Annotated in this window: 19 protein-coding genes; 13 read left to right on the plus strand and 6 right to left on the minus strand. The window is 45.1% G+C overall.

The window, feature by feature from the left end; all coding sequences use genetic code 11:
- The first annotated feature begins 4 nt into the window (after positions 1–4).
- The 5 genes from AC0YN6_RS16525 (at position 5) to AC0YN6_RS16545 (ending at position 4,239) form a co-directional block, all read left to right on the plus strand.
- Complete coding sequence (locus tag AC0YN6_RS16525) at positions 5–1,870, plus strand: oligopeptide ABC transporter substrate-binding protein (RefSeq protein ID WP_475748155.1); 1,866 nt, start codon at positions 5–7, stop codon at positions 1,868–1,870.
- Positions 1,871–1,876: 6 nt separating this feature from the next.
- Entirely contained in the window at positions 1,877–2,209 is a 333-nt protein-coding gene (locus tag AC0YN6_RS16530) for an SDR family NAD(P)-dependent oxidoreductase (protein WP_475748156.1), read from the plus strand.
- A gap of 113 nt (positions 2,210–2,322) precedes the next feature.
- Positions 2,323–2,622, plus strand: coding sequence for a hypothetical protein (locus AC0YN6_RS16535; protein WP_475748157.1), 300 nt, complete (start codon positions 2,323–2,325; stop codon positions 2,620–2,622).
- A gap of 154 nt (positions 2,623–2,776) precedes the next feature.
- The gene (locus AC0YN6_RS16540) at positions 2,777–3,661 is read left to right on the plus strand and encodes a helix-turn-helix domain-containing protein (RefSeq protein ID WP_475748158.1); all 885 of its coding nucleotides are present in this window, start codon (positions 2,777–2,779) and stop codon (positions 3,659–3,661) included.
- 134 nt (positions 3,662–3,795) lie between these two features.
- Positions 3,796–4,239, plus strand: coding sequence for an OsmC family protein (locus AC0YN6_RS16545; protein WP_475748159.1), 444 nt, complete (start codon positions 3,796–3,798; stop codon positions 4,237–4,239).
- Positions 4,240–4,728: 489 nt separating this feature from the next.
- On the opposite strand, the gene AC0YN6_RS16550 is transcribed toward AC0YN6_RS16545, so the two are convergent.
- On the minus strand, positions 4,729–5,055 hold the full coding sequence (locus tag AC0YN6_RS16550) for a hypothetical protein (RefSeq protein WP_475748160.1): 327 nt from the start codon (positions 5,053–5,055) through the stop codon (positions 4,729–4,731).
- A 44-nt stretch (positions 5,056–5,099) separates the two neighbouring features.
- Positions 5,100–5,504: an SET domain-containing protein gene (locus AC0YN6_RS16555; RefSeq protein ID WP_475748319.1), complete on the minus strand. Its 405-nt coding sequence runs from the start codon at positions 5,502–5,504 to the stop codon at positions 5,100–5,102.
- A gap of 183 nt (positions 5,505–5,687) precedes the next feature.
- Between AC0YN6_RS16555 and AC0YN6_RS16560 the strand changes: the two genes are divergently transcribed.
- The 3 genes from AC0YN6_RS16560 (at position 5,688) to murI (ending at position 9,323) form a co-directional block, all read left to right on the plus strand.
- Positions 5,688–6,314, plus strand: a complete 627-nt coding sequence (locus tag AC0YN6_RS16560; protein WP_475748161.1) for a hypothetical protein — start codon at positions 5,688–5,690, stop codon at positions 6,312–6,314.
- Positions 6,315–6,482: 168 nt separating this feature from the next.
- Positions 6,483–8,369: an LTA synthase family protein gene (locus AC0YN6_RS16565; protein ID WP_475748162.1), complete on the plus strand. Its 1,887-nt coding sequence runs from the start codon at positions 6,483–6,485 to the stop codon at positions 8,367–8,369.
- A gap of 153 nt (positions 8,370–8,522) precedes the next feature.
- A complete protein-coding gene (gene murI, locus AC0YN6_RS16570) occupies positions 8,523–9,323 on the plus strand; it encodes a glutamate racemase (protein ID WP_475748163.1) in 801 nt (266 codons plus the stop codon).
- A gap of 72 nt (positions 9,324–9,395) precedes the next feature.
- Here the strand turns inward: murI and AC0YN6_RS16575 are convergent, their stop codons facing one another.
- Positions 9,396–10,160, minus strand: coding sequence for an exodeoxyribonuclease III (locus AC0YN6_RS16575; RefSeq protein WP_475748321.1), 765 nt, complete (start codon positions 10,158–10,160; stop codon positions 9,396–9,398).
- 144 nt (positions 10,161–10,304) lie between these two features.
- Positions 10,305–11,189 carry a pirin family protein gene (locus AC0YN6_RS16580; protein ID WP_475748164.1) on the minus strand — a complete coding sequence of 295 codons (885 nt, stop codon included), beginning with the start codon at positions 11,187–11,189 and terminating at the stop codon, positions 10,305–10,307.
- 314 nt (positions 11,190–11,503) lie between these two features.
- On the opposite strand from AC0YN6_RS16580, the gene AC0YN6_RS16585 reads away from it, so the two are divergent.
- The 3 genes from AC0YN6_RS16585 to AC0YN6_RS16595 all read left to right on the plus strand — a co-directional run bounded on the left by AC0YN6_RS16585 (position 11,504) and on the right by AC0YN6_RS16595 (position 13,471).
- Positions 11,504–11,875, plus strand: coding sequence for a MarR family winged helix-turn-helix transcriptional regulator (locus AC0YN6_RS16585; RefSeq protein WP_475748165.1), 372 nt, complete (start codon positions 11,504–11,506; stop codon positions 11,873–11,875).
- Positions 11,876–11,929: 54 nt separating this feature from the next.
- Positions 11,930–12,559, plus strand: a complete 630-nt coding sequence (wrbA, locus tag AC0YN6_RS16590) for an NAD(P)H:quinone oxidoreductase type IV (protein WP_475748166.1) — start codon at positions 11,930–11,932, stop codon at positions 12,557–12,559.
- Between the two features lie 84 nt (positions 12,560–12,643).
- Complete coding sequence (locus tag AC0YN6_RS16595) at positions 12,644–13,471, plus strand: AraC family transcriptional regulator (protein ID WP_475748167.1); 828 nt, start codon at positions 12,644–12,646, stop codon at positions 13,469–13,471.
- A gap of 64 nt (positions 13,472–13,535) precedes the next feature.
- Here AC0YN6_RS16595 and AC0YN6_RS16600 read toward each other — a convergent pair whose 3' ends face one another.
- Together AC0YN6_RS16600 and AC0YN6_RS16605 are read right to left on the minus strand one after the other, a co-directional pair.
- Positions 13,536–14,945, minus strand: a complete 1,410-nt coding sequence (locus tag AC0YN6_RS16600) for a HEAT repeat domain-containing protein (RefSeq protein WP_475748168.1) — start codon at positions 14,943–14,945, stop codon at positions 13,536–13,538.
- Positions 14,946–15,074: 129 nt separating this feature from the next.
- Positions 15,075–16,466: an aldehyde dehydrogenase gene (locus tag AC0YN6_RS16605; protein ID WP_475748169.1), complete on the minus strand. Its 1,392-nt coding sequence runs from the start codon at positions 16,464–16,466 to the stop codon at positions 15,075–15,077.
- Between the two features lie 249 nt (positions 16,467–16,715).
- Between AC0YN6_RS16605 and AC0YN6_RS16610 the strand changes: the two genes are divergently transcribed.
- Together AC0YN6_RS16610 and AC0YN6_RS16615 are read left to right on the plus strand one after the other, a co-directional pair.
- Positions 16,716–17,141 carry a DUF6157 family protein gene (locus AC0YN6_RS16610; RefSeq protein WP_475748170.1) on the plus strand — a complete coding sequence of 142 codons (426 nt, stop codon included), beginning with the start codon at positions 16,716–16,718 and terminating at the stop codon, positions 17,139–17,141.
- 455 nt (positions 17,142–17,596) lie between these two features.
- Positions 17,597–25,480, plus strand: coding sequence for a pullulanase (locus AC0YN6_RS16615; protein ID WP_475748171.1), 7,884 nt, complete (start codon positions 17,597–17,599; stop codon positions 25,478–25,480).
- Positions 25,481–25,487 lie beyond the last annotated feature (7 nt).

The raw sequence follows: 25,487 nt of genomic DNA on the forward strand, positions 1-25,487 counted from the left end.
ATCGATGTTGAAGAAGAAAAGTATGTTTTCAGGATCATTGCTTTTACCGCTTATGTTGGCATTTCTAGTCTTTCTTGCAGCTTGTTCATCTAACAATGGGAACAAAGTAGACACACCGAGCCCGACTGATGCTGCGGTGAAGCCGACTGCTTCGCAAGCTCCGTCTCCGGCTGAAACCGAGAAGCCTGCTCCAGATGATGGTCTCTATTCCATTGAAGACTTCAGTAATGTGAAGAAGAATGAAGGGACAGCAATTAAGGGAGGAACGATTACGTTTGGTCTTGTATCGGATACGCCATTCGAAGGAACGCTGAATTTTAACTTCTATTCGGGCGACCCGGATTCCCAAGTGCTAGGTTGGTTCGATGAGGGACTGCTCACTTGGGATAAGAGTTATGTATACACAAATGATGGGGCAGCGACGTATGAAGTATCGGAGGATGGCAAAACATTCACGTTTACGATCCGTGATAATGTAAACTGGCATGACGGCAAGCCGGTCACAGCTGAAGATTGGCAATTTGCCCATGAAGTCATTGGTAACCCGAAATATGATGGACCTCGATATGACGCCACATTCATGAATATTGCAGGGATGACGGAATACCATGACGGGAAAGCAAAAACGATCTCGGGTATTGAAGTGCTCAGTGAGAAAAAACTCAAAATTACGTATCTGGAATCCACGCCTTCCTTGTTGACCGGCGGTGTGTGGACGTATCCGTTAGCAAAACATATTTTCGGCAATATGGATGTCGCTAAGATTTCATCCTCTCCAGAGGTGCGTGAGAAACCGATCGGCTTCGGTCCTTTTAAAGTGAAAAGTATCGTACCTGGAGAATCTGTCGTGTATGAGAAAAATCCGGATTACTGGCGCGGAGAGCCTGCCTTGGATGGGGTTGTTCTGAAAGTGATCAATCCAACGACCGTTGTCCAGCAGCTCGAAAGCGGCGGAGTGGATCTTGTCGATTCATTCCCGGTTGATCAATATCCAGATAACGCGAATCTTTCAAATCTTGAATACTTAGGCGCCGTCGACCGTGCTTATACTTACATTGGCTTTAAACTAGGCACGTGGGATGAAAAGGGTGGTAAGGTCGTTCCGAATGAAAAAGCTAAAATGGGTGATGTGAATTTACGGAAAGCGATGTGGCATGCGGTCGATAACGATCAGGTCGGCAAAAAATTCTATCATGGCTTACGCTGGAACGCGACGACACTCATCCCACCGTCCCATCCAGAGTATCATGATGCTACGAGCAAAGGTCTAGCGTATGATCCAGAGCAGGCAAAGAAGATTTTGGATGATGCTGGATATAAGATGGATGGCAAATTCCGTACGAACCCGGATGGAAGTGAGTTAGTTATTAATTTCATCTCCATGACAGGCGGGGATATAGCACAGCCGCTCGCTCAATATTATGTTCAATCATGGCAAGCAATCGGATTAAATGTCCAGCTGGAAATGGTAGAATTCAATACTTTCTATGATCGTGTTGGCAATACGGGCAAAGATGATCCGAAGGTCGATGTTTACCAAGCGGCATGGGCAGTAGGGATTGACGTTGATCCAGCGGGCTTGTATGGTCGCGACGCACTCTATAACTTCTCGCGTTATGCGAATGACAAGCAGGATGAACTGCTTAAAGCGGGTGTGTCCAAAGCTGCATTTGATGTAAAGGTACGACAAGGCATTTATAAGGAATGGCAGCAGCTGATGGTGGAGGAAGTTCCAGTATTCCCGACGCTGTACCGAGCTGTAATCGTGCCAGTTAATAAACGTATACTCAACTTTGCAATCGGAGATGGAACAAATATGTATTCATATCAGATTGCTGTGTCGCAGGATAAACCGTTTGTAGCGAAGTAATGCGCTGTGAGAAATCTAGAAAAACGAACGGCCAAGGATTCGAATCCTTGGCCGTTCGTTTATACAGGTGCAGCTGGCGGAATCGGTAAAGGAATGGCAACAGCTTTCGTTAAAGAAGGAGCTACAGTTGTTATTATCGACTTAAATGAAGAAGCTGGTAACGCAACGATTAAGGAGCTGCAGGAGTTTGCACCTGAGTCCATGTTCATTCAAGCAAACCTTGGTGAGCATGATAAATTAGCTGGTATCGTTAAACAAGTTGCTGACAAATACGGCAAACTAGATATTTTGGTAAACAATGCACATGCATCAAGAATGAACTCGTTACAGCAAGTGTAGCGAGAAAATCTTCCGCATTTTATTTCTTGCTTCTATTTTTCTTCTTTATTACGGCTATAGGAAGCTTTGGCCAGTTTGTTGCTCCGTTCGCAATGGGAGGTTGGTCTATAGGTGTGTTAGTAGGGGCCTTAGCTTTCGGTGTATTAAGTGATAAGATTGGCGCCAAAAATACAGCGATCTTCGCGATGGTATTTGGTACAAAAGAATACGGTCAAATCTATGCTTCTGCTGTTATTGGTTTAGCGGTTGCAGGTATCGTTGCTTTGCCGGCGTATGGCTATATTGCCGAAATTACAGGCAGCTACACCTCCATCCTCTACGCTGTTGGTATCATGTTATTGATAAACATCGCAGCTATAACCTTCGCTTTTAATGGTAAGAAGAAACTTGAAAAAGCAGGATTGTGGAATTAAATAAACCCTATAATACGTAAACAACAGAGATTTTCTTTCGAGAAAATCTCTTTTTTGCGTTTGTTGATCAGTTCGTTTGATCCGTATGTTTAGCAAAAAATATCAAAAACAGCCCTCTATTATCTGCTATTCTAATCTCAAAGGAGGCGCACCTTTGAGTACTTACAACATCATTCAAAAAAGTATCCAATACATGGAGAACCATCTTCAGGAAGATATCACACTAGAGCATATAGCAGCACACGCTGGTTTTTCACCGTATCATTTTCACCGTTTATTTCGGAAGGAAGTAGGCATAAATATAGCGGATTATTTGCGAAGCCGTCGACTTTGTTTTGCATCTAGACTGCTTCTGAACTCGGATGAATCCATCATTGATATTTCGCTGAACTGTCATTTTGAAAGCCAAGAAGCATTTACAAGAGCCTTCAAGAAAATGTACAGCATGCCGCCGGGCCGTTATCGTAAATTATTTACATCACATACACATATGACAATAGGAGGAGATTATATGGGTCAAGCTTCACCGGTGAAAGATTGGTTTCTAACTGGAAGTCAGCCTCAAAACTATGAAATGGGTGTTGATCACAGCATCGTTCATCAAGGAAATGCGTCAGGTTATTTGAAGACAATTATGGCAGAGGAGCCAGGACAATTCGGTACGATGATGCAGCAATTTAAAGCTCAGAAGTTTGTTGGACGTCGAATGAGGTTCTCAGGCTTTGTTAAGACAAGCGGGGTACAGGATTACTGCGGCTTGTGGATGAGGGTAGATAATAACGCGCAGGATATTTTACAGTTCGATAACATGAATAATAGGAAGATTATCGGAGACACGGGGTGGAATCATTACGCTATCGTATTGAATGTTCCTGATAACAGTGCGAGTATATCGATTGGTGTTCTGCTTATGGGAAAAGGACATGTGTGGGTAGATAGCTTCAAGTTTGAAGAGGTAGACCATAGTGTTCCTACGACTAATCTGGAGCTGGAGAGCGAGCTGTTGGATGGTCCGTCTAATCTGTCATTCGAAGAATAGGGAGATTAGCTAATAACTTACTTGATTTGCAATTGATTGACATATTTTATGAATGAACTTATAATACCAAGTAAATAAGTTGGTTTTTTTGCGGGTATCAAGTAAAAGGCCAAGCAACTAAAGGAGAATTTAATATGGCTGTTCAAACCTTTAAAGCAACTGCTCATTTACAAGAGGGAGTTAAAGTTTTAGCCAAGTCCAGACAGTTCGAGCTAACGATTGATGAACCGAAAAGCTTAGGTGGAACAGATACGGGCATGAACCCTGTTGAAGCGCTTCTTGCCTCACTAGGAGCATGTCAGTCGATCGTCGCTAGAGTTTATGCACCAAAGTTTGATGTTAAACTCGAAGACTTCAGTGTTGATGTAGAAGGGGACATTGATCTCGACGGATTTTTCAATAAATCTGATGTTCGCCCAGGTTACTCTGATATCCGTTACACGTTCCGAATCAAAACTGATTCACCGAAAGAAAGAATCGAAGAGTTTGTGAAATTTCTAACGAGCAAATGCCCAGTTGGCGACACGATCGCTAATCCGGTTAATGTGATATTAGAAAGCATTGTTATTGATAATTAGACCGAGGATTACTGCTATTATGAACCTTTGTTCCAATTTTAACATGCTGCAGACTACTAATTGTTAAGGAAAAGACAAAGAGGATGTGCCTAAAGTAGAGGTAACTGATAATCCGGCGCTTTAGAGGCACATTGGCGGAATGGGCAGCATGATAGATCTAGAATCTAGATCTATTTGTGTAGAATTGGTCGTTTTCAGGGAAATAGGTCTAGTTTCTAGACCTATTTCTGATAATCCGGCGCTTTAGAGGCACATTGGCGGAATAGGCAGCATGATAGATCTAGAATCTAGATCTATTTGTGTAGAATTGGTCGTTTTCAGGGAAATAGGTCTAGTTTCTAGACCTATTTCTGATAATCCGGCGCTTTAGAGGCGCATTGGCGGAATAGGCAGCATGATAGATCTAGAATCTAGATCTATTTGTGTAGAATTGGTCGTTTTCAGAGAAATAAGTCTAGTTTCTAGACCTATTACTGATAATCTGTAGCTTTAGAGGCACATTGGCGGAATGGGCAGCATAATAGATCTAATTTCTAGATCTATTTGTGTAGAATTGGTCGTTTTCAGGGAAATAGGTCTAGTTTCTAGACCTATTTCTGATAATCCGGCGCGCTGTTGTTCGTGGATTCCTGGAATGAATTGGCCGAGGAAGGAATCCGCGAACAAAGGCGACCGCTGGCGCTTCTCCAGAATCATTCGACCTGCTCCGTTTGGTTGAACCTTGAAAATAAAAAAAGCAAAAGAAACCTGCTGGCTTTCCCTTGCCCACAATCTGCTGAAGAAATTAGCGATCGATAATAATCCAAAAATGGCCATGCGGGCTTAGACCTGCAGGGCCGTTTTCGTGAAGGACTGCTTACTTATTCTTTTGCATCCTCGTCCGTATCTTCATCCTCTTTCAGATCAAACCACATCGGATCATCGTTATCGACGTTATAGTTGATAAGAAGCTCTTCGCCTGCTTTTACGTCAGAGTAAGTAAAGAAGTTGACGACATGATTGTCAAAATCGAGATCATGGTAGGCATTTGGCGTATAGGAATGGTTAAACAACATTCCGTACCCAAGTAGGATAGCTGTGTGATGTTCACCATACTCAAACACGTAATCAGCAAGCATCGTTTTCTCTATGTGCTCATGCTCCTCATTCGGGAAAGGAATGACCGGTGCTTCATGGAACATAACGCCTTTTGCGATATCAACCTTCGCAAATACACCTCTATTAAACTCTCCATCGCTAAGCTTAGAAGTCTTTACCTCAATCATCATAGTCACCTGCGCGTTCTTTAGTCTAAGGAGCTCGTTATCGTTGTATCAAGCTTGCTCACTTTAGGTAATATATCAATATAATGAGCAAATAGCCAGCTGAGTAGCCAAACGTTATTTTGAATTCGCCCATAAATAAGGGAACATTTATTATTTTCGACCCGTCTATACTACGAGGTGACTATGATGATGAAAAAAATGTTGCTTTATTTTTTATGCGGAGTAATGCTGTTAAGCACTGTTCTTATAGCGAGGCCAAAAACGGCCTTCGCATGCTCTTGTTCTCAGAAGCCATCTATCGAGAATGTGGTTAAGGATGAGCATGTTCTCAACGCAACCATCTTCGCAGGAAAGGTTAAGAAGGTTACACCGCCCCGTCAGGAGAAAACAATGTCTACTGCTGATCTGGTCCAAGTAGACTTCGAGGTATCAACGGTTTGGAAAGGGGAGTTGAAGCAGCAGACAGCAGTTTATACGGCGATGAGCTCTGTAAGCTGTGGGTATGAAGGCTTCAATGTGGGAAATTCCTATATCGTGACTGCACAAGAAAGTTCAGGAAAGCTTATAACGGGAATATGTTCATTTACTCAACCGCTCTCCTCAACAGGAGATGAGATAAAAGTACTTGGGAAGGGTTATGCCCCTATTTCTCTTAGCGCAGAAGGGACATTGCCTTATAATGAAGAAACTGCTCATATACCGAATACAACCCAATCCTCAAAGCAGCCGCTCATTATAGGGTCGTTTGTATTTCTGATCATTGTAACGTTAGTGGCTATTCTGGCATGGCGTCGACGTTCAACGAAATAAAGGGCGTTTCTAGCATTAGCTGCATAGCTGCATAGGTGAAGTCTGCTATTTATTAGCCGTTGCATTTGCCTTCATATTACCTTAACATTAAAGTTTAGATGAGCCGTCATGTGATGACGGTTCTTTTCAATTTGATAGCAATGATAGAGATATTAAGGAGTGAGAGTCTTGCAGTTTTTCCCTAAACGTTACGACAGATCACTGTTTTTCGTTATATTCATTCTGATGATGTTAAAAATGATTCTGTTTCGCTATTTTGTCTTCGATAGCATTCAGGTATTATACTTGCTGCCGGATGCGGCGGCTGTGCTTGCTTTGCTGCTTCTATTTGAGCTGATATCCTCGGCCAGATGGAGAGGAACCGTACTTGGAATCGTAAATGCAGTGATTTCTTTGCTTTTATTTGCTTCAACGGTTTACTTTAGCTATTACGGAACAGTGCCTACCTACTCTGCGTTGTCAGGGCTTGACCAAGTGCTGCAAATTCGTACAAGTGTAGATTCCATAATTTTACCTTCTTATTATATCTATTTTCTAGATGTCGCCTTGCTCGTGATGTTATACGCAGTTAAGCGCAGTAGAGGGACTCGAAGTGAGGGACGCGAGCGGGTCGCAAGACCGTTATTCACAGCGATTGCAGCTGTATTGTGCATCGCTGTCTCGGGTGGTTACATTTGGTCAGCGAGCTCGATCCCTAATGAAATTGTGCAGGCAGAGAGCTTAGGCTTTATCGATTATCAGGCAGCGGCAGCGATCAAGGCAAGTAAAGAACAGACTGCGCTTAAGAACGGGAATGTGGAAGCGACAGCGGCTAGCGCAGTGGAGCTGAAATCCTCCTATTACGACCAAGCTGGAAATACTGTAGCTGCGGGTACGCCTAATTATTACGGATTCGCCAAAGGGAAAAATGTGATCGTTATTCAGATGGAGGCGTTTCAAAATTTTGCAATCAACCTCTCTGTCGGCGGTCAGGCGGTAACACCGGTGCTAAATGAGCTGGCTAAGGAAAGCTTCTACTTTCCTCATGTATTCCATCAAATCGGGCAAGGCAATACATCGGATGCCGAATTTATGTCGAATACATCCATCTATCCGACCGGCGCAAAAGCGATGTCTACAGGTTACGGCGACCGAGTTCTGCCGAGTCTCCCGAGACTGCTTGGCGATATCGGATATGAGTCCAACACGTTTCATATTAATGATGTGACTTTTTGGGATCGGAACCGGATGTATCCTGCTCTCGGATTTACGACATACTATGATAAGCCTTCTTTCCAAAATGATCATTTTAATTCCTTTGGAGCTTCAGATGAGGAGCTCTACAAGGTTGGACTAGAGAATTTACAGGTGCTGGAGCAGCAAGGAATACCTTTCTACGCCCAATTTGTAACCACCTCAAGCCATCACCCGTTCAAGGTTCCAGCAGAGCTTCAGCACATTACGATGCCGGATAATCTAGAAGGAACGCAATTAGGTGATTATTTGACAGCATTAAATTATACCGACTATGAAATCGGCCGTTTTATTGAGGGACTCAAAACGAGCGGACTATGGGAAAATACGATATTGGTCGCTTACGGTGATCACTCCGGCTTGCAGACGACAGATAATGACCCGGCATGGGTTAGCGAGCAGCTGGGCATTGTATATGACGAGCAAATTAGCCGGTTCAATATTCCACTCATTGTTCATGTGCCAGGCGCAGATGCCAAAGTGATCGATCTGGTAGGCGGGCAAGTGGATATTATGCCGACCCTTACTAACCTGCTAGGTATATCGCTGACGGATAAAGGGTATACGACATTCGGCCGTGATCTGCTTAATAGTTCTCAGAATGTGATAGGTGTGAGATATTATTTACCGACAGGCTCTTTTTTCAACAACGATATTATGTTTATACCAGGCAAAGGCTTTGAGGACGGTACAGCTATCGATATTAGAACGAAAAAGCCAGTAGCTGATTTCTCCAAATATCGCGGGGACTATGATTATATACTGGAGCTCATGAAGCTTTCGGACGATTATGTTAATCTGCTTCCGAAGCGAGCGCCATAGAAATAGATAGAGCGCCCCTTGTCCCACCAGGACTAGAGGCGCTTTTTTGGTCTAGATGTAATTATAAGCTTTTATGGATGGAGCCAATGAGTTAATATGGATATAGCAACATCCGATTATTCTATTCCAATAAACGTAAGGAATCGATGAGACATGAGAATTGGTTTTTTTGATTCAGGAATTGGCGGGCTTACCGTACTAGCGGAAGCCATCCAAAGGCTTCCTGACAAGGATTTTCTTTATATGGCGGACACGCTTCATGTTCCCTACGGTACGAAACCAGAAGAGGACGTAAAGAAGTACATTTTCCAAACGGTTGGTCTAATGATGGAAGAGGGTATTGATGCGTTAGTCATCGCTTGCAATACTGCAACCAGTATTGCGATAAATGAATTAAGAGAGCATTATTCTCTACCTATTGTCGGTATGGAGCCTGCGGTCAAGCCAGCAGTAGAAATGAACCGTGCAACGGGCAAAAGGGTGCTCGTGTTCGCAACACCATTAACGCTGCAGCTTCCCAAATATTATGCTCTCGTATCTCGCGTGGATGAAATGGGGATCGTGGATTCGCTTCCTCTGCCTGAGCTTGTTCATTATTGTGAGGCGCTGCAATTCGATAAGGAAGTTATGGAACAATATTTTCAGGCTAAGCTTGCAGATTTTGATATGAATGATTACGGCATCATCGTGCTGGGCTGTACGCATTACCCTTTCTATAAGGATATATTGAAGGATATGCTGCCGGATCATATCGAGATCGTGGATGGCAATGTAGGGACAGTGAAGCGTCTGTCTGCATTGCTGAGCCGTTATGGAATACGCGGCGGCGGCGGCGGAAGCGGAGATGTGAAATTTATGTGCTCAGGGAATGAACCGGCTTATATCGATAAGATGGAGCGGGCACTCAACATTTTACGAGACAAAAATGCTTCGAAGGAAATACTCCCTACTTAATTAGTCGAAAGGCGGACAACGCTCATCCCTGAGTGTCGTCCGCCTTTTTGAGTGAATGTACGTATGTCTGCGTTATGCTTGGATATCTTCCATAGTTAGAAGGACAGGGCAATGATCGCTTCCCATGATATGAGTATCAATTTGTGCGTCAATGAGCATGGGGCTCAGTCTCGATGAGATTAAGAAATAGTCGATACGCCAGCCCACATTCCGCTCACGTACCTTCGCCATGTAGGACCACCAGCTGTACACATCTGGACGATCCGGGTACAAATGTCTGAACGTATCAAGGAAGCCGCTTGTTAGCAGCTCAGTCATCTTGCCCCGCTCTTCAAGCGTAAAGCCAGAGTTGCCGAGATTAGGCTTCGGATGCTTGAGATCAATTTCCTGATGCGCTACGTTTAAATCACCGCATACAATGACCGGCTTAACCGCATCAAGCTGCTTAAGATAGTTGCGGAAGCGATCTTCCCATTCCATTCGATAATCCAATCTCGTTAAGTCGCGCTTTGCATTAGGCGTGTAGACAGTAACCAAATAGAAGCTTTCAAATTCTAGTGTAATGACTCGTCCCTCAGGCTCCGAGTTTTCCTCAATGCCATAATGTACGGAGATCGGTTTTATTTTTGTGAAAACAGCCGTACCGGAGTAACCCTTCTTTATCGCATAATTCCAATATTGCGAGTATTCCTCGCCAAGCTCCATATTAATTTGCCCTTCTTGCAGCTTCGTCTCCTGCAGACAAAAGATATCCGCATTCGTTTCTTTGAAATAATCATTAAACCCTTTGGTTACGCAGGCTCTTATACCATTTACGTTCCATGACACCAGCTTGATCATCATTTATCTCCTTACGTTTTCAATCATTTACATACTAGTTTATCATATTATTAGAAGCGGATTTCTACCTAATTCAAACGAATGATCAAAAAGACCAGCGAAGCATGCGGCTTCAACTGGTCCTGATTACTCGATTTTTAATTAAAAATTGGTGCTTCCCATCTTGCCGTCTTGAAAATCTTTGAACGCCTCAACAATCTCTTCGTAGCTGTTCATAACAAATGGTCCATGTTGAAAAATAGGCTCATCAATCGGTTCGCCGCTCAGCACGATGACTAGTGTATCGTCGGTTTGCCCTTCAATAGAAATGGCCCCTGAACTATTCTCGAAGAGAACAAAGCTGCCTTCCTCGGCGATTTTTCCTTCGTTAATTATGGCGCTTCCTCTAAGAACCAGCGCTGCTGTGTTAAAGGTAGAAGGGAGCTCGAACTGTGCTTTGCCGTTTGCTTTGAAATTAATATCAAACAAATGAATCGGTGTAAAAGTTTGAGCAGGGCCCTGAACACCGTTGTAATCACCAGCAATAATTCGTACCGAACCGCCATGGTCTGGCAGATCTACGTGTCCCATATTCTCTTTTAACAATTCCTGATATCTAGGAGGATGCATTTTGTCGGCCCGGGGAAGGTTCACCCAAAGTTGAATAAAATGAAAGATTCCGCCGCGTTTAGAAAATTCACTCTCGTGATGCTCCTTGTGCAATAAACCAGAGCCTGCGGTCATCCACTGTACATCCCCAGGTCCAATAATGCCGTGATTGCCGTGGTTGTCATAATGCTCGACATAACCGTCGTAAGCGATAGATACGGTCTCGAATCCTCTATGCGGATGTGCGCCGACACCTTTCACTTGTAAGCTCGGCGGGAAGTTATAAGGTGCATTATAATCCATGAGAATAAATGGGCTGAACCGTTGCCCGAAGTTGGTGCCTGACGGAAAGAAATTCGACACCCGGAAGCCATCGCCTACCATGTGGAATGGCGCTCCATGAAAAATCCCCTCAATTGCCCGATATTTGTTTGTCATGCGAAAACACTCCTTTGTCATTATTATTTATGTTGTACAGCTGCTGCATAAGGTGGGAGACATAATGTAATATTTTTTGCTGTGCGAAACGCTTTGTATAAAGAATCTTAAATTAAAGATAATAGAAAAATTGATTTTAGTCAAGTGTGAAAAAGGATAACGGTTCGGTCTATTTGTTGCAAAAAGAGTAGATTGACACGGAATTATCCTAATGCTAGGATTTTTTTATTCTGTTCCAACCAGATGAGCAGAGTCAACTCGATTTAAGACTATTTCGTATTTGGCTCAAAGCATCGAAGGCGGTTGCAGACAATGTGCGTAAGGATATTGAAGGGCATGGCATTAGTCAGGAGCATTTTATGATTCTGGAGCTGTTATATAGCAAAGGGCCTCAGCCTATTCAGAAAATAAGTGAAAAATTCGCTATACCAAGCGGAAGTATTACTTACGTCATCGATAAGCTTGAGAAAAAAGGATATGTTAGGCGGGAGCCAAACGTGGCGGATCGCAGAGGCTGGAACGTCCAGCTTACCGAAACAGGGCAAATGCTGTTTGATGATATTTTCCCCAAGCATGCGAATGTTATTACAAAAAATTTGGGCTTCGTGAGCAATGAGGATAAAGAGAAGCTCATTGTTCTGCTAAAGACCATTGGCCTTGGTGCAGAAGAGCTTGGCGAGAAGTAAAGACGAGTTTGAAGATGACCGTATACATCATAAATAGTTAAGGGGATGAAGGAAATGACAACGATTAATCTTGCTATTATTTATTACAGCGTAACAGGAACGAATTATCAAATGGCGCAATGGGCTGTAGAAGGCGGCAGGGCAGCTGGAGCCGAGGTCAGAATATTGAAGACGCCTGAGCTTGCGACGGAGGATGCCATTCAAGCGAACCCTATTTGGCGATCCCATGTTGCAGCTACGCAACATATTCCTGAGGTTACCTACAAGGATCTGGAATGGGCAGATGCCATTATATTCAGTATTCCTTCTCGTTTTGGCGGTATTCCCGGTCCTGTTAAGCAGTTTTTAGATTCGACAGGATCATTATGGTTTAACGGCAAGCTGGTCAATAAAGTAGTAAGCGGAATGACTTCTGCTCAGAACGCCCATGGCGGTCAAGAGCAAACGATTCTTGGATTATATACCTCTATGTATCATTGGGGAGCGATAGTAGCTGCACCTGGTTATTCAAGTCCTGTTACGTTTGAAGCTGGCGGCAATCCGTATGGGACAAGCGTTACGGTACAAGGCGGGAAAATGGTTGAGGACGTAAAAGCAGCGGTTGAATATCAAGCTAAGCGGACGGTTAATGTTGCACAATGGGTGAAGCTCGGAATCACGCAATCCGAAGTTAATAAAGTGTGAGAAATGGAAGGGGCAGATGGATACTGCCTCTTTTTTTTGTGCTATTATTGTAGAATAATAGCAGCCTTGGAAGGCGGGAATAACGTGAACGCAAGCAAGAGTACATTTTGGAAGTCATACATGAGCGGTTTGCAATTGCATGTTACCGTAGCAGAGTATACGAAGGTGCCTCTTTCATGGAATGACGATAATTATACGACGGATGTGAACAAGCTTTATTATATTCAGGAGGGCGAGGGTTATATTAAGGTCGGCAACCAAACCTTCTATCCGAAGCCTGGCGACCTGTGCTTGCTTCCTGCTGATGCGGTGCAATCCTATGGTACGATTAATGACAATACATTCGGCAAATACTGGTGTCATTTCACTGCGAAATTGGATAATTTCAACCTTTTTCAGCTGCTGGAAGTGCCCGTTATTATAGCGGTATCCGATCATGCGGAATTGAAGGAGAAATTCGAACGTCTTATTCAGCATCATAAGAGTGGAGACTGGACGTCCGAACTGCATGTACAGTCCGCGTTTCTTGAGGTGATGGCGCTGCTGCTGGAGCAGGCGGATCAAGTGACAATCAACACGCCATCGACCAGCTCATTTGAGAAGCTGAATGTCGTGCTTACGTATATTGAGGAGCATCTGTCCGAGAATATTTCGGTAGATACACTCGCACAGCTTGTACATTTTCACCCTAATTATTTTATTCGTATGTTTAAAAATACGACGGGGCTCTCACCCATTCAATATGTGAACCGCAAGCGTATGGACAAGGCGAGACAGCTGCTTGGATTTACGTCTCTTACCATTTCAGCGATTGCAGAATCTCTTGGTATGGACGCTACTTATTTCTCTCGTTTGTTTAAAGAGTATATGGCTTTGTCACCGAGTGAATTTCGTGAGCTTTCTTCGAAATGACGCCAGAGAGAAAGGACAGCGAGCGACTCGCTGTCCTTTTGGTTATTTCATTACGCTAGTGGAATCAAGGGTAAAAGCTGTTCGCAGGTGTGGTAGTCGTACACCAGCGGGAATTAAAGAGCGATTTGATTAGAATATCCTTCGCTTCATCCGTGCCGATATAGCGGAGTGCTTCTAACGCGTGTGCCCGAACGTAACGGTTCTCATCTTCTAGCGCTGCCGATAGAGCAGGGACGGCTGCTGCAGCTGAAGTTCCCATGCGGGATAAAGAAAGTCCAGCTGTAAATCGCACTTGCACATCCGTATCGGTTAAGCAGGCAATTAAGGCTTCAACCGCGGCTTCCGATGTGTTTGTTAATATACCCAATGCGTCAACGACTGCGTAACGTACCGCTGCTTCTTGATGAGCTAGCAGACCAATAAGCTTTGGAAGTGCGGATTCAGCAAGGCTGCGCAGCTCGCCAAGTGCGAATACAGCATGCTTAACAGTCTCTGGACGGTCATCCTCAAGTGCATCGATTAACCCGTTCACTGCTTCTAAGCCAGCAATGGAGAGTCCATAAGCGGACGTGCGCGATACGTCTAGTCGCTCATGATGAAGTCCTGCAAGCAGTGTCGTTACCCCTTGAGCGCCACATTTTGCAAGATCATAAGCCGCATTCAAGGCAGTTGGTTCAAAGGTATCCTCCAAGGCGGATGCTAGTTCTGCTATTTTTTGCTCGTCTGCTGCTTCCGAGTTTGCAAGACTTGCTAATTTGCCCGATAGCCAATTCCACGTTTCTTCCCACATCACATCATGGTTTGCAATCGGCAGTGCGAGGTCGGATGGTTCCGTCCATTCAGAGGACTGATTATTCCAAGATGGACGAACAGGAGCCTCCGTGCGCATGAATTCAAACTTCAGCATATAACGTGGACTGCCTAAAATATTTGCTGTTGAGCGATGCCAAATGTCGTAGTGGATAAGTGCGAATGTACCTGCTTCACCGCTCGCATAAGCTTCTCCAGCGACCTCGTCAGAGCCGAAAGTGCGTGACTCGTAATTATGTGAGCCGGGCAGAACACTTGTAGGTCCAAGCTCAATCGGCGTATTTTGCGGGAAATACATAATCATTGCCCACCATGGGTGGTGATTGCGCATACGCGAGTAGCCCCAGTAGCTGTCCTTATGCCAGCCACCGGCAACGGGCTGTGCATTATAATGACCGTGCCTATGAGCATGAAGCATATAGTTCGGTCCCAGCACGCTTGTTAATGCTCCTGTAATCACAGGGCTGTCGAACATCTGTTGAATTTCTCGAATGCGCGGCAGCAGGTTATTGCCGGGATTTCCTTCCTCGTCATATACTTTTCCAAGTTCGGCGGTCATCGCTTGATGGAAGGATTCAGGGAAGTCTGTTTTTAATATAAGAACGCCATCTGTAATGAACTTACGCATTTGCTCGTCAGTTAGCAGTAGTGGTGATTGATTCATATGGTTGATGCCTCCTAAGGTTTTGGTGATACACCGATTATATGAGAAGTCAGACTGATGCTACATACACGAAACTAAGTGTTACTTGTATAAAACTAACTTCCTCCAAAACAACAAAAAAAAGCTGCTTTATTTCAGCAGCTTCTTGATTTTTGATAATTTGCCTGCATAAGGCGGGAATACAAGGCCAAGCTCAAGCTTGGTGCTTTTCTTCAAAATGCTCTTCTGATGCGAGAACAAATCGAAGCTGTGCTTGCCATGATAGGCGCCGATGCCGGAGCTGCCTACTCCGCCGAATGGAAGATAGGGACTAGAGGCGTGCATAATGGTATCGTTAATGCAGCCGCCGCCGAAGGAAACTCGGTTCATGACATGATGCGCAAGTTTCTTGCTCTCTGTGAAGAGGTAGAGGGACAGCGGTTTTGGGCGAGCGTTAATGCTGCGAATCACCTCATTAATGTCTCGATATTCCATGATAGGCAGAATAGGACCGAATAGCTCCTCTGACATCGATGCGCTATCCCATGAGATGCCGTCTAGTATCGTCGGTTCGATATAGAGATCCGCTCGGTCGGAGCCTCCTCCACAAATAATGCTGGCCTGATCCTTCTCCAAAATAGAAGCGAGACGGTCAAATTGACGTTGATTGACGATTCGTCCATAATCTTTGTTGCTTTGGATATCAGATCCGTAAAAGTCATGAATGACTTCCTTCATTTTTAATACGAGCAGTTCCTTAATATCCGAATGAGCAAGCACATAGTCGGGTGAAATACAGGTTTGGCCCGTATTCATCAATTTGCCCCACATGATCCGTTTGGCAGCTATCTCCAGATTCGCGGTAGAGTCAACAATGACGGGGCTTTTGCCTCCAAGTTCAAGTGTGACAGGGGTAAGTCTCTTAGCAGCGGCTTCCATAACGATTTTGCCAACGGCAATGCTGCCAGTGAAAAAAATATAATCAACCGGCGCATGGATAAGTGATGCCGTTGTATCCTTCTCGCCTTCAATCACTCTGATGTATGCTTTATCGAACGTCTCGCTTATGATTTTGTTAAGTAATGCGGAAATATGAGGTGTGCTTTCGGATGGTTTTAAGATGGCACAATTTCCAGCGGCGATAGCACCGATAAGCGGCTCAATGACAAGCTGAAAGGGATAATTGAATGGACCGACAATTAAGGCTGTACCGTAGGGCTCTTTCAAAATACGGCTAGTTGATGGAAACAAATAAATCGGGGTTTTTACCTTTTGCGGTTTCACCCAGTTTTTGAGATGCTTTATGGTATGACTTATACTGTTTGTCACGATTATAATTTCGGTCATCTGAGTTTCTAATTCACTTTTGCGTAGATCCTGGTATAGAGCATCGACGATTTGCTGCTCATAGCGATGAATGGCTTGCTTTAACAAATGCAGTTGATTCAGCCGAAACCGTACATCCTTGGTCTGCCCTGTATCGAAGAAAGCCTTCTGCTCTTGAACGATTAGTTCGATATCTTCTATTGTTAATGAGTTCATTCCGAAACCCTCCTTACGATAATCACATCTTAACAGGTAGTTAGATGAACTTCCACATAACTAAAGGGCTAACAACAGGAAACGCAATGAAAGTGTTGCAATAAAATTTTATCATAAAAGCGATGAGCTCCACCCAGTAAGCAGCTCAGATAGTTCTGCTATTTGTATATTAACACACAAAATATTGATAAGGGATTACGTTTGGTTATAATGGGAATATATGTTTTTAGTGAGGGGAGGAGGCTAGCTGTGAACTTTAATTACTGTAATACGTTTATAACAGTTTCGTCAGATTGCCCCGTGGAGGTTGGAACGGTGCCGCCTGACAAGAAGGGCGGACGGACAAAGCCGAGCCTCGAATATGAGCTGGCTGCGGGACAGCCTTACGGCTATACACAGGAAGAACTGATGTTTGAGGTACATATTCGTCATAAGGAATTTGCATCAGAGGAGCTGGAAGAAAGAAAAGAGGAAATTCGAAATGAATTTTTTGCGAAGCCGAAAGCATGTCTTCGCGCTTCGATGCTTCCGAAGAAATATGGCTGGGGCATCCATTTCAATGAAGCAGGAAAGCTTGCGCTTATCCCTATGGAATCCGCTGAATATCATCAATTTGTTGAAGGCAATCAAGGTCAGCTGAAGGTCGTCGCTGGCATGCGAAGCAGCAAGAAATAAAGATGAGAATCATCTATATGCTAGGCGGGCATTACCAGTCGTGGAAATAATCACGGAGGATAATGCCCTTTATTTTCGTTCTGAAGAATTAAGCCTCAGCGGAACAGGAACGTTGTGCAACTATTGTGCAAACGTTGTCATTCCGGGTGAAAAAGGTGAAAGCACCTGTCGAAACGAGGACAAACCGATAAAAACGATTGACATTCCATTAATTCGAGTATTAATATGAGAATTAGCAAACGCTTTCATTCCTCTTTTTTAGTTAAAACACCAGAGATAAGAGAAATGATTAAAAGTTTGCACTTTTTATGCCTTTAATGCAAACGGTTGCATTCATGTTGAAACGGTTTACACAGATGTCAGGAGGTGTTGATTCAGAGGAAGCAGGGGAGCTTGAAGGATTCTTTTATTATCATGTAGACGATTATTTATGATACTTGAGGAGGTCCATCCAAATGAGCTTTGCTTTAAAACGAAACAAAATGCTGTCTATGATGCTTATTGTAGCGATGATTTGGTCCATTGTGGGAGGTGTACCGCTCCAGACGAATGCCGCGGCACCAACGCAGGTTGTTCTTGTCGGCAGCTTGCAATCCGTGCTTGGTCACAGCAGCGACTGGGATCCTGCGGCTAAGGCAACGAAGATGGTCGACAATGGCGGAGGCTATTATAGCTTTACCGGCTCGTTGCCAGCAGGCACTTATGAATATAAGGTAGCTCTTGATGGAGAGTGGAAGGAAAGCTATGGCTTTGGAAATTATACGAATCCGAACGGCGTGGATAACGGGGGCAACATTAAGCTGACCCTCGCTGAAACAACGAAAATTACTTTTTATTATAACCACACTACACATAAAATCGCAGACTCTACCTACTACACCCCGCTAGCAAGCAATAAGCTCCCTCGAATCGTAGGGAACTTGCAAACTGAAATTGGAGATACGAAGGATTGGGCTCCAGATTCGGCACTCTCCTTACTCAGAGACTCTGATTTTGATGATATGTATACCACTATCAAGGACGTACCCCAAGGAAATTATGAGTTCAAAATTGTAAGGGGTTCGACTTGGGATGATCAAGCTTATCCACCATCGAACTACGCACTTACACTTCCCGCAAATTTAGCAGTTACCTTCAAATACAATGCCAAAACGAATGAGGTGTCTGCAATATATGAGACGCCGACAGAACCAAATCCGAATGCAGATCCGGTGCCGGCAGACCATCTTCGCGTCCACTATAACCGAGCCGATGCCCTTTATGAGAATCAAGGAATTTGGACATGGGACAACGTTGCAGCCCCATCAACGGGTTGGCCGCTTGGCGCAACCGCTTTCCCAGATGATAAGAGAGACAGCTACGGCGCTTATGTAGATGTTCCGCTTTCCCCGAATGCCAAAAAAGTAGGCTTATTGATCGTTAATCGATCTGATGGTACGAAGGATGGCGGAGATAAAGCAGTAGCTATAAGTTCCCCCGCAGTGAATGAGATTTGGATTAAGGAAAACTCTGATAAAGTATCTTATTACGAGCCAGTGGAGCTTCCAATGAATACGGTCCGTATTCATTACGTTAGAGACGATAAAAAACAGAGTAATTACGGGCTTTGGCTGTGGGATCAGGTGGCGACACCATCAACAAACTGGCCAGCTGGCGCATCAGCGTTTACAGCTGAACATGTAGACCGTTATGGCAGCTATGTGGATATTCCACTCCAAGAGAAGGCGCAAAAAATCAGCTTTCTTGTTGTTAATCGTGCCTTAGGCGATGCGGATAAAGACGGAGGAAATCGCACCTTCGGTCTTGCCGATCGCTATAATCAGCTGTGGATTAAGCAGGGCGACGATAACGTCTATGTGTCTCCTTACTGGGAGCTGCCGACAGGACTTGTTTCCGCTGAGATCATATCTGAGAGCAAGATTCTGCTTGGGTTTACGATGACGGACGGCCTCGCAGCAGATGAATTGAAGAATGCGATCAAGGTTACCGATAAGAGCGGCACAGCCGTAACGGTTAATCAGGTCACGTTAAACGAAGATAAGAAAACAGCAATTATCACAGCTGACATGCAATTGGATCAAGCACCGCTGAGCATTACTTACCAAGGAAAAACGGTATTGGCAGCTTCAGGCTGGAGAATGCTTGACGAATTGTACAACTATGAAGGAAATGATCTTGGAGCAAGCTACGAGTCCGGTAATGTGACATTGAAGCTATGGGCTCCCAAAGCAAGCTCTGTCACAGCCAATGTCTACGATAAAAATGATTATACAGAGCTTGTCGGCCGTGTAGATTTGGTGAAAGGCGACAAGGGCGTTTGGACGGTAGCTATTGCGCCATCTGGTCTAACCGGTAAAGGCATTACCGATTTGAAGGGGTATTTTTATCAATATGAAGTGACGAATGACGGTGTTACCAAACAAGTACTCGACCCGTATGCGAAGTCAATGGCTGAATTTAGAGTAAATACAAAAGGGGAAACAGGCCCTGATGGCGATGCGGTTGGCAAAGCTGCAATTGTGGATCTCAGCGAAACCGATCCTGCCGCAGACTATAATTTTGCACAAATTGACGGTTATGAGAAACGAGAGGACGCAATTATTTGGGAAGCGCATATTAGAGACTTTACGTCTGATCCATCAATTGCTGATGATCTTAATGCACGATGGGGCTCCTACAGCGCGTTCAAGGATAAGCTGACTTATATTAAATCATTAGGCGTTACTCATATTCAGCTGCTTCCAGTTATGGCTTGGTATTATGGCGACGAAGCGAGCATGGGCACAAGAGAATTAGAGTATTCAGCAATGGACAATGAATATAACTGGGGTTATGATCCGCACAGCTACTTCTCTCCAGATGGCGCTTATTCGGAAGATGCAGCTGATCCTGAGCTGAGAGTGAAGGAATTAAAGGGACTCATTGATGCCATCCATGATGAAGGTATGGGGGTCGTGCTTGATGTCGTCTACACCCATATGGCGAAAGCGAGCTTCTTAAACGATATCGTCCCTAACTACTATGCATTCCAAGATGCGAATGGCAATAACATTGGCGGTTTCGGCAACAATCTGGCAACCTCGCACAAGATGGCGGAGAAGCTGATGGTTGATTCCGTTAAGTATTGGTTCGATGAATACAAAATTGACGGTATGCGCTGGGATATGATGGGCGATGCCACGTATGATTCTGTTCAGAACGCGTACAATGCAGCAGCGAGTATTAATCCGAATGTTTTGTTTATCGGTGAAGGCTGGAAAACGTTCGGGGGAGCTGCTTCTGATCCTGCTTTGAAGGATAAAGGCGCGGATCAAGCATGGATGGACAAAACAGATAGCGTCGGCGTATTCTCCGATGAGATTCGAAATGAATTGAAATCCGGGTTTGGCTCAGAGGGCGAGCCGAGATTTATAACAGGTGGAGCAAGAAGCGTTGCTACCATTCTGAATAACATCAAGGGGCAGCCTGGCAATACACCTGCCGATGATCCAGGAGACATGGTGCAATATATTGAAGCGCATGACAATCTGCCGCTATATGATGTTATCGCCCAATCGATCAAGAAGGATCCGGCTATAGCGGCCAATGATCTCGAAATTCATAAGCGGGTACGGCTTGGCAACCTGCTCATCCTAACCTCGCAAGGTACGGCTTTCCTGCATGCAGGGCAAGAATACGGCAGGACGAAGCAGTGGCTCGGAGAAGGCAAGCCGGAGCACAAATATCATGAGCTAACAGATGCAGTTGGCACATCGTTTGGTTATTTCGTGCATGATTCCTATGACTCATCCGATGCGATTAATAAGTTCGATTGGCAGAAGGCAACTAACGCCGAGCAATACCCAGTTAATCATGTGACGAAGGAGTATACGGCAGGATTGATTGAGCTTAGAAAGAATACGGATGCTTTCCGCTTAGGCGACAAGGATTTGGTTGATTCCAACGTTACACTTATTGAATCAGAGGAAATTAAGGCAAACGACATTGTTATTGGCTACAAAAACAAAGCAACAGACGGCACAGGAAATTATTATGTATTTATGAATGCTGATAATACAGCAAGAACACTTACGTTATCAGAGGATTTAACTGCTGGCACAGTGCTTGTGGATAATGATGAAGCAGGGATTACTGCTGTTTCCAATCCATCCGGCTTTGAGTTGACGGCGGGTTCGATTACGCTTGAGCCGCTGACAGCGATCATTATTAAGCTGGAAGCATCAGCAGCAGTGCTGACGGGACTTGAGCTGGACCGCACAAGCTATCCACTGCAGGTTGGAACGACACATCAAACGGAAGTTTATGCCAAGTATAGTGACGGCAGCAGGAGAAAAATAACGAGCGGGGCGGTTTATTCATCAGATAAGCCTGCAACTGCTGCTGTAACATCGAGCGGCCTTGTAACGGCAGTTCGTGCGGGTAAAGCAACGATCACGGTTACGTATAGCGGAAAATCCGAGAGTGCTGCGGTTGAAGTCACGACCGAATCGACGAAGCGTTATGTCCAATTAAATTACATTCGTCCGGATCGGGACTATACAGATTGGAATTTGTGGGTCTGGAACACCGGAGTGAAAAATGACCAAATTAATTTTGATAAAGTCGAAAATGGCATCGCTACAGTCATGCTGGAAATCTCGCAGGATGCGACCAGTGTAGGTTTCGTGCTTCGCAAAGGAACGAATTGGGATACAGCGAAGCAGGATATTCCGGATGATCGGGTAATTCCGATTGCGCCGGGTGCAGCTTTTACAAAGGTAAATATTATAAGCATGGTCATGAAACCAGATATTTTGCCTGCCGTTAACGGACCTGTTCTAAAGGATGGAGGCATTACATTCTTATATCGGGATGACTACTTATTTAAAAATGATCGTTCTAGTGATGTAACTGGAGTTAAGGTAAAGGTGAACGGTACGGAATTTGAAATGGTCTACGATGCGTCTAAGGAGTGGTTTTCGTATACGCTTGCTAATGTTGAAGGCGGTACGTACGAGTATACCTTCCTAGTGAAGAAGAAGGATGAAGCGGAAGTTGAAATCACCGATCCGAAAAATACGATTAATGACAAGTCTATCATTACGTATCGGAAGCCGGTCATAACGATGATTTCATCTACTAGCCCATCAGCGATTTCGTACAATGAAAGTGCTGTACTTAAGCTGCAGGTATCGGCATCTGAAGAGGTAGCTTTTGCTGAAGCGTATATGGATTTAACGGCATTAGGAGGTTCAGCTAAGGTTCCGTTCGATACCGAGCTGTTCGCTCAAACGATTGCTGTGAAGGATACGGTTACAGCGGGCTTAAAGGAGATCCCAATTACACTGATTGACGAGTATGGCAACAAGCATACGCACAAGGGCTCGGTTACCGTGAAGGCGAGAACATTTGCTGGCGATCTGGACTTTGATTGGGATGAGGCTCGTATCTACTTCGCGCTTACTGATCGATTTGCGGACGGCGACCCGGAGAATAATGCAGATGTGGATAGAGATCATCTGGAGGCTTATCACGGTGGCGATTTCAGAGGGATGATCGACAAGCTGGATTATTTGCAGGAGCTTGGCATCAATACACTTTGGATTACCCCGATAGTGGATAATATCGATTTCAACAAAGGCGTAGATTTTAACAGCAAGCAATACGGTTACCATGGCTACTGGGCGAAGGATTTCACGAAGCTCGACGAGCATCTTGGCGATATGGATACGTTTAAGGAATTGATTAACAAAGCCCATGACAAGGGCATCAAAATTATGGTCGATGTGGTGCTCAACCATACCGGCTACGGCTTAAAAGCGGATGAAAACCGCCCAGGAATTACACCGGAGGACAAAGCACGCTTCGAGGGCATGCTGAGAACGAATGGCGTGCAAGCAAGCACGAATCCGATTGAAGGAGAACTAGATCATCTGCCAGACTTCAAGACGGAGGACCCAGCAGTACGGGAGAAAATCATTGAATGGCAAGCGGGCTGGCTAGAGCGTGCCAAAACAGACCGCGGCGACACAATCGATTTCTTCCGCGTTGATACCGTTAAGCATGTGGAAAGCACGACGTGGAAAGCGTTCAAAAATGCTCTGACCACAATCGATCCAGGCTTCAAGCTCATTGGAGAATATTTCGGCGGTACGATTGACGGAGACGGCGGCATGCTGCGCAGCGGTCAAATGGACAGTTTACTCGATTTCAGCTTTAATGACAGAGCGAGAGATTTTGCGAACGGGAGCATTGATGCAGTTGATGCTTATTTAGCTGAACGGGAGACGAAGCTGGATAACACGACTACGATGGGGCAGTTCCTAAGCAGTCATGACGAGGATGGTTTCCTAACTCACTTCGTAGATGGGGATAAAGGAAAACTAAAAATCGCAGCAGCTCTACAAATTACGGCGAAAGGTCAGCCTGTTATTTATTATGGGGAGGAGCTTGGCCGGTCGGGAGCAAATGCGCGGGACATGAGCGCAGGATTGTTCAGCGAGAATCGTTCGGATATGCCTTGGGATCAGTTAACGGCAGAACAAGCGCTGCATGATCATTACGAGAAGCTGCTCAATATTCGGGCAAAGTTCTCGAAGGTGTACGTGAAAGGCGCACGTACCAAGCTTGCAGGCTCGGATGCATTAGGATATCTAGCTTTTGACAAACAGTATGACGGCGTAAACATCGTGACCGTTATTAACACGGCCACGGAAGGCAAGTCCGTTACGCTTGAAGCTCCTTTCGCAGCTGGCTCTACGGTGAAAGATGAATATAGCGGAACGCTTTATACTGTAAATAATGACGGTGAACTGACGATAGAGTTGCCAGGCAGAAACGAAGGCGGAACGGTTATTTTGAGCAAGGCTGCGGATAGTGTGCCGACACCGACGCCAACTACGGAACCAACGCCAACGCCAACGCCGACAGCAACGGCATCGCCAACGCCGACAGCAACGGTATCGCCGACGCCGACAGCGACGGCATCGCCGACGCCGACAGCAACGGCATCGCCGACGCCGACAGCGACGGCATCGCCGACGCCAACAGCAACGGCATCGCCGACGCCGACAGCAACGGCATCGCCGACGCCAACAGCAACGGCATCGCCGACGCCGACAGCAACGGCATCGCCGACGCCAACAGCAACGGCATCGCCGACGCCGACAGCAACGGCATCACCGACGCCAACAGCAACGGCATCGCCAACGCCAGAAGCAACGCCAAATACGCCGGTGAGCACACCTCAGGTGACTGAAGTTCAAGTGGTTAGCGATAGCACGTTGCGCAGCGGCATAGATGGCCAGGTAACGGTGCTAGTTGCTGATGGGAAGAACAAAGTGCAATTGCCTCTCACAGCAGCGGCTTTGCTTTCAGGAAATGACTTAAAGCTGAATGCAAATGGAATGGAAATTACGCTATCTCATGGAATGCTAGCTTCGATTCAAGGACTCGTACCTGCAAGTGATGCAGAAGGCTCACGTATTTTATTTGAAGCTAAACCAATGAAGACAGCCGATGCAAACAATTTGATTGGCTTAATCGAGGACGCTCAAGTAAATTTGGAAGCGGGCTCCTTGGTTTATGAATTCAGTTTAAGCATCGTGACCAAGGATGGTAAAGTGATTACGGTTAAGAAATTCGATAAGCCAATCATACTCACCTTCAAGGTCAACGCAAATGCTAACAAAGACATCATTGGCGTGTATTATGTAAGTGATGAGGGCAAGCTTGAGTACGTCGGAGGAACAGTGAAGGATGATCTAATTACGGCGGAGGTATTCCATTTCAGCAAGTATGCTGTTCTTGAATACGATAAATCGTTTATAGATGTTCCAGCGAGTCACTGGGCTTCCACAGCCATTAAATCGTTGGCATCTAAGCATATTGTGTCGGGTATCAACAATAAACAGTTTGCACCACAATCGAACGTAACGAGAGCTGAATTTGCTGCTATGCTTATTCGCGCACTTGGCGTGAAAGTAGAAGGCAAGTCTGGTTTCACCGATGTTGGAGCGGACAAATGGTACTCCGCTTACGTGGCAGCAGCAAGTAAGCTCGGCATCGTAAAAGGGCGCAGCGACAATAAGTTTGCGCCAAACGAAACGATAAGCCGTGAGGAAATGGCTGTCATGATTATGCGAGCTTATGAGCTAAGGAATGGAGCAGTTGATGCTGCGGCGAAGGCGGGGGCGACATTTACAGATCGCAGCCAAATGAGCCAATGGGCCGAGGCTGCTGTCGCGTCTGCTGCAGAGCTAGGTTTGATTCAAGGCAGAGAAAACGATTCATTTGTGCCGAAGGACAAAATGACACGTGCCGAAAGTGCGAAAGTTATTTACAATCTATTAAGCAAATAAAGGTACT

The sequence above is a fragment of the Paenibacillus sp. J22P15 genome (assembly GCF_056269345.1).

What these genes read in the sequence shown, in the direction of transcription:
- wrbA (WP_475748166.1), top strand. Translation starts at nt 11,930, where the DNA reads ATGACAACGATTAATCTTGCTATTATTTATTACAGCGTAACAGGAACG.
- AC0YN6_RS16545 (WP_475748159.1), top strand. Translation starts at nt 3,796, where the DNA reads ATGGCTGTTCAAACCTTTAAAGCAACTGCTCATTTACAAGAGGGAGTT.
- AC0YN6_RS16600 (WP_475748168.1), bottom strand. Translation starts at nt 14,945, where the DNA reads ATGAATCAATCACCACTACTGCTAACTGACGAGCAAATGCGTAAGTTC.
- AC0YN6_RS16615 (WP_475748171.1), top strand. Translation starts at nt 17,597, where the DNA reads ATGAGCTTTGCTTTAAAACGAAACAAAATGCTGTCTATGATGCTTATT.
- AC0YN6_RS16555 (WP_475748319.1), bottom strand. Translation starts at nt 5,504, where the DNA reads ATGATTGAGGTAAAGACTTCTAAGCTTAGCGATGGAGAGTTTAATAGA.
- AC0YN6_RS16605 (WP_475748169.1), bottom strand. Translation starts at nt 16,466, where the DNA reads ATGAACTCATTAACAATAGAAGATATCGAACTAATCGTTCAAGAGCAG.
- murI (WP_475748163.1), top strand. Translation starts at nt 8,523, where the DNA reads ATGAGAATTGGTTTTTTTGATTCAGGAATTGGCGGGCTTACCGTACTA.
- AC0YN6_RS16580 (WP_475748164.1), bottom strand. Translation starts at nt 11,189, where the DNA reads ATGACAAACAAATATCGGGCAATTGAGGGGATTTTTCATGGAGCGCCA.
- AC0YN6_RS16560 (WP_475748161.1), top strand. Translation starts at nt 5,688, where the DNA reads ATGATGATGAAAAAAATGTTGCTTTATTTTTTATGCGGAGTAATGCTG.
- AC0YN6_RS16525 (WP_475748155.1), top strand. Translation starts at nt 5, where the DNA reads ATGTTGAAGAAGAAAAGTATGTTTTCAGGATCATTGCTTTTACCGCTT.
- AC0YN6_RS16550 (WP_475748160.1), bottom strand. Translation starts at nt 5,055, where the DNA reads ATGGCCATTTTTGGATTATTATCGATCGCTAATTTCTTCAGCAGATTG.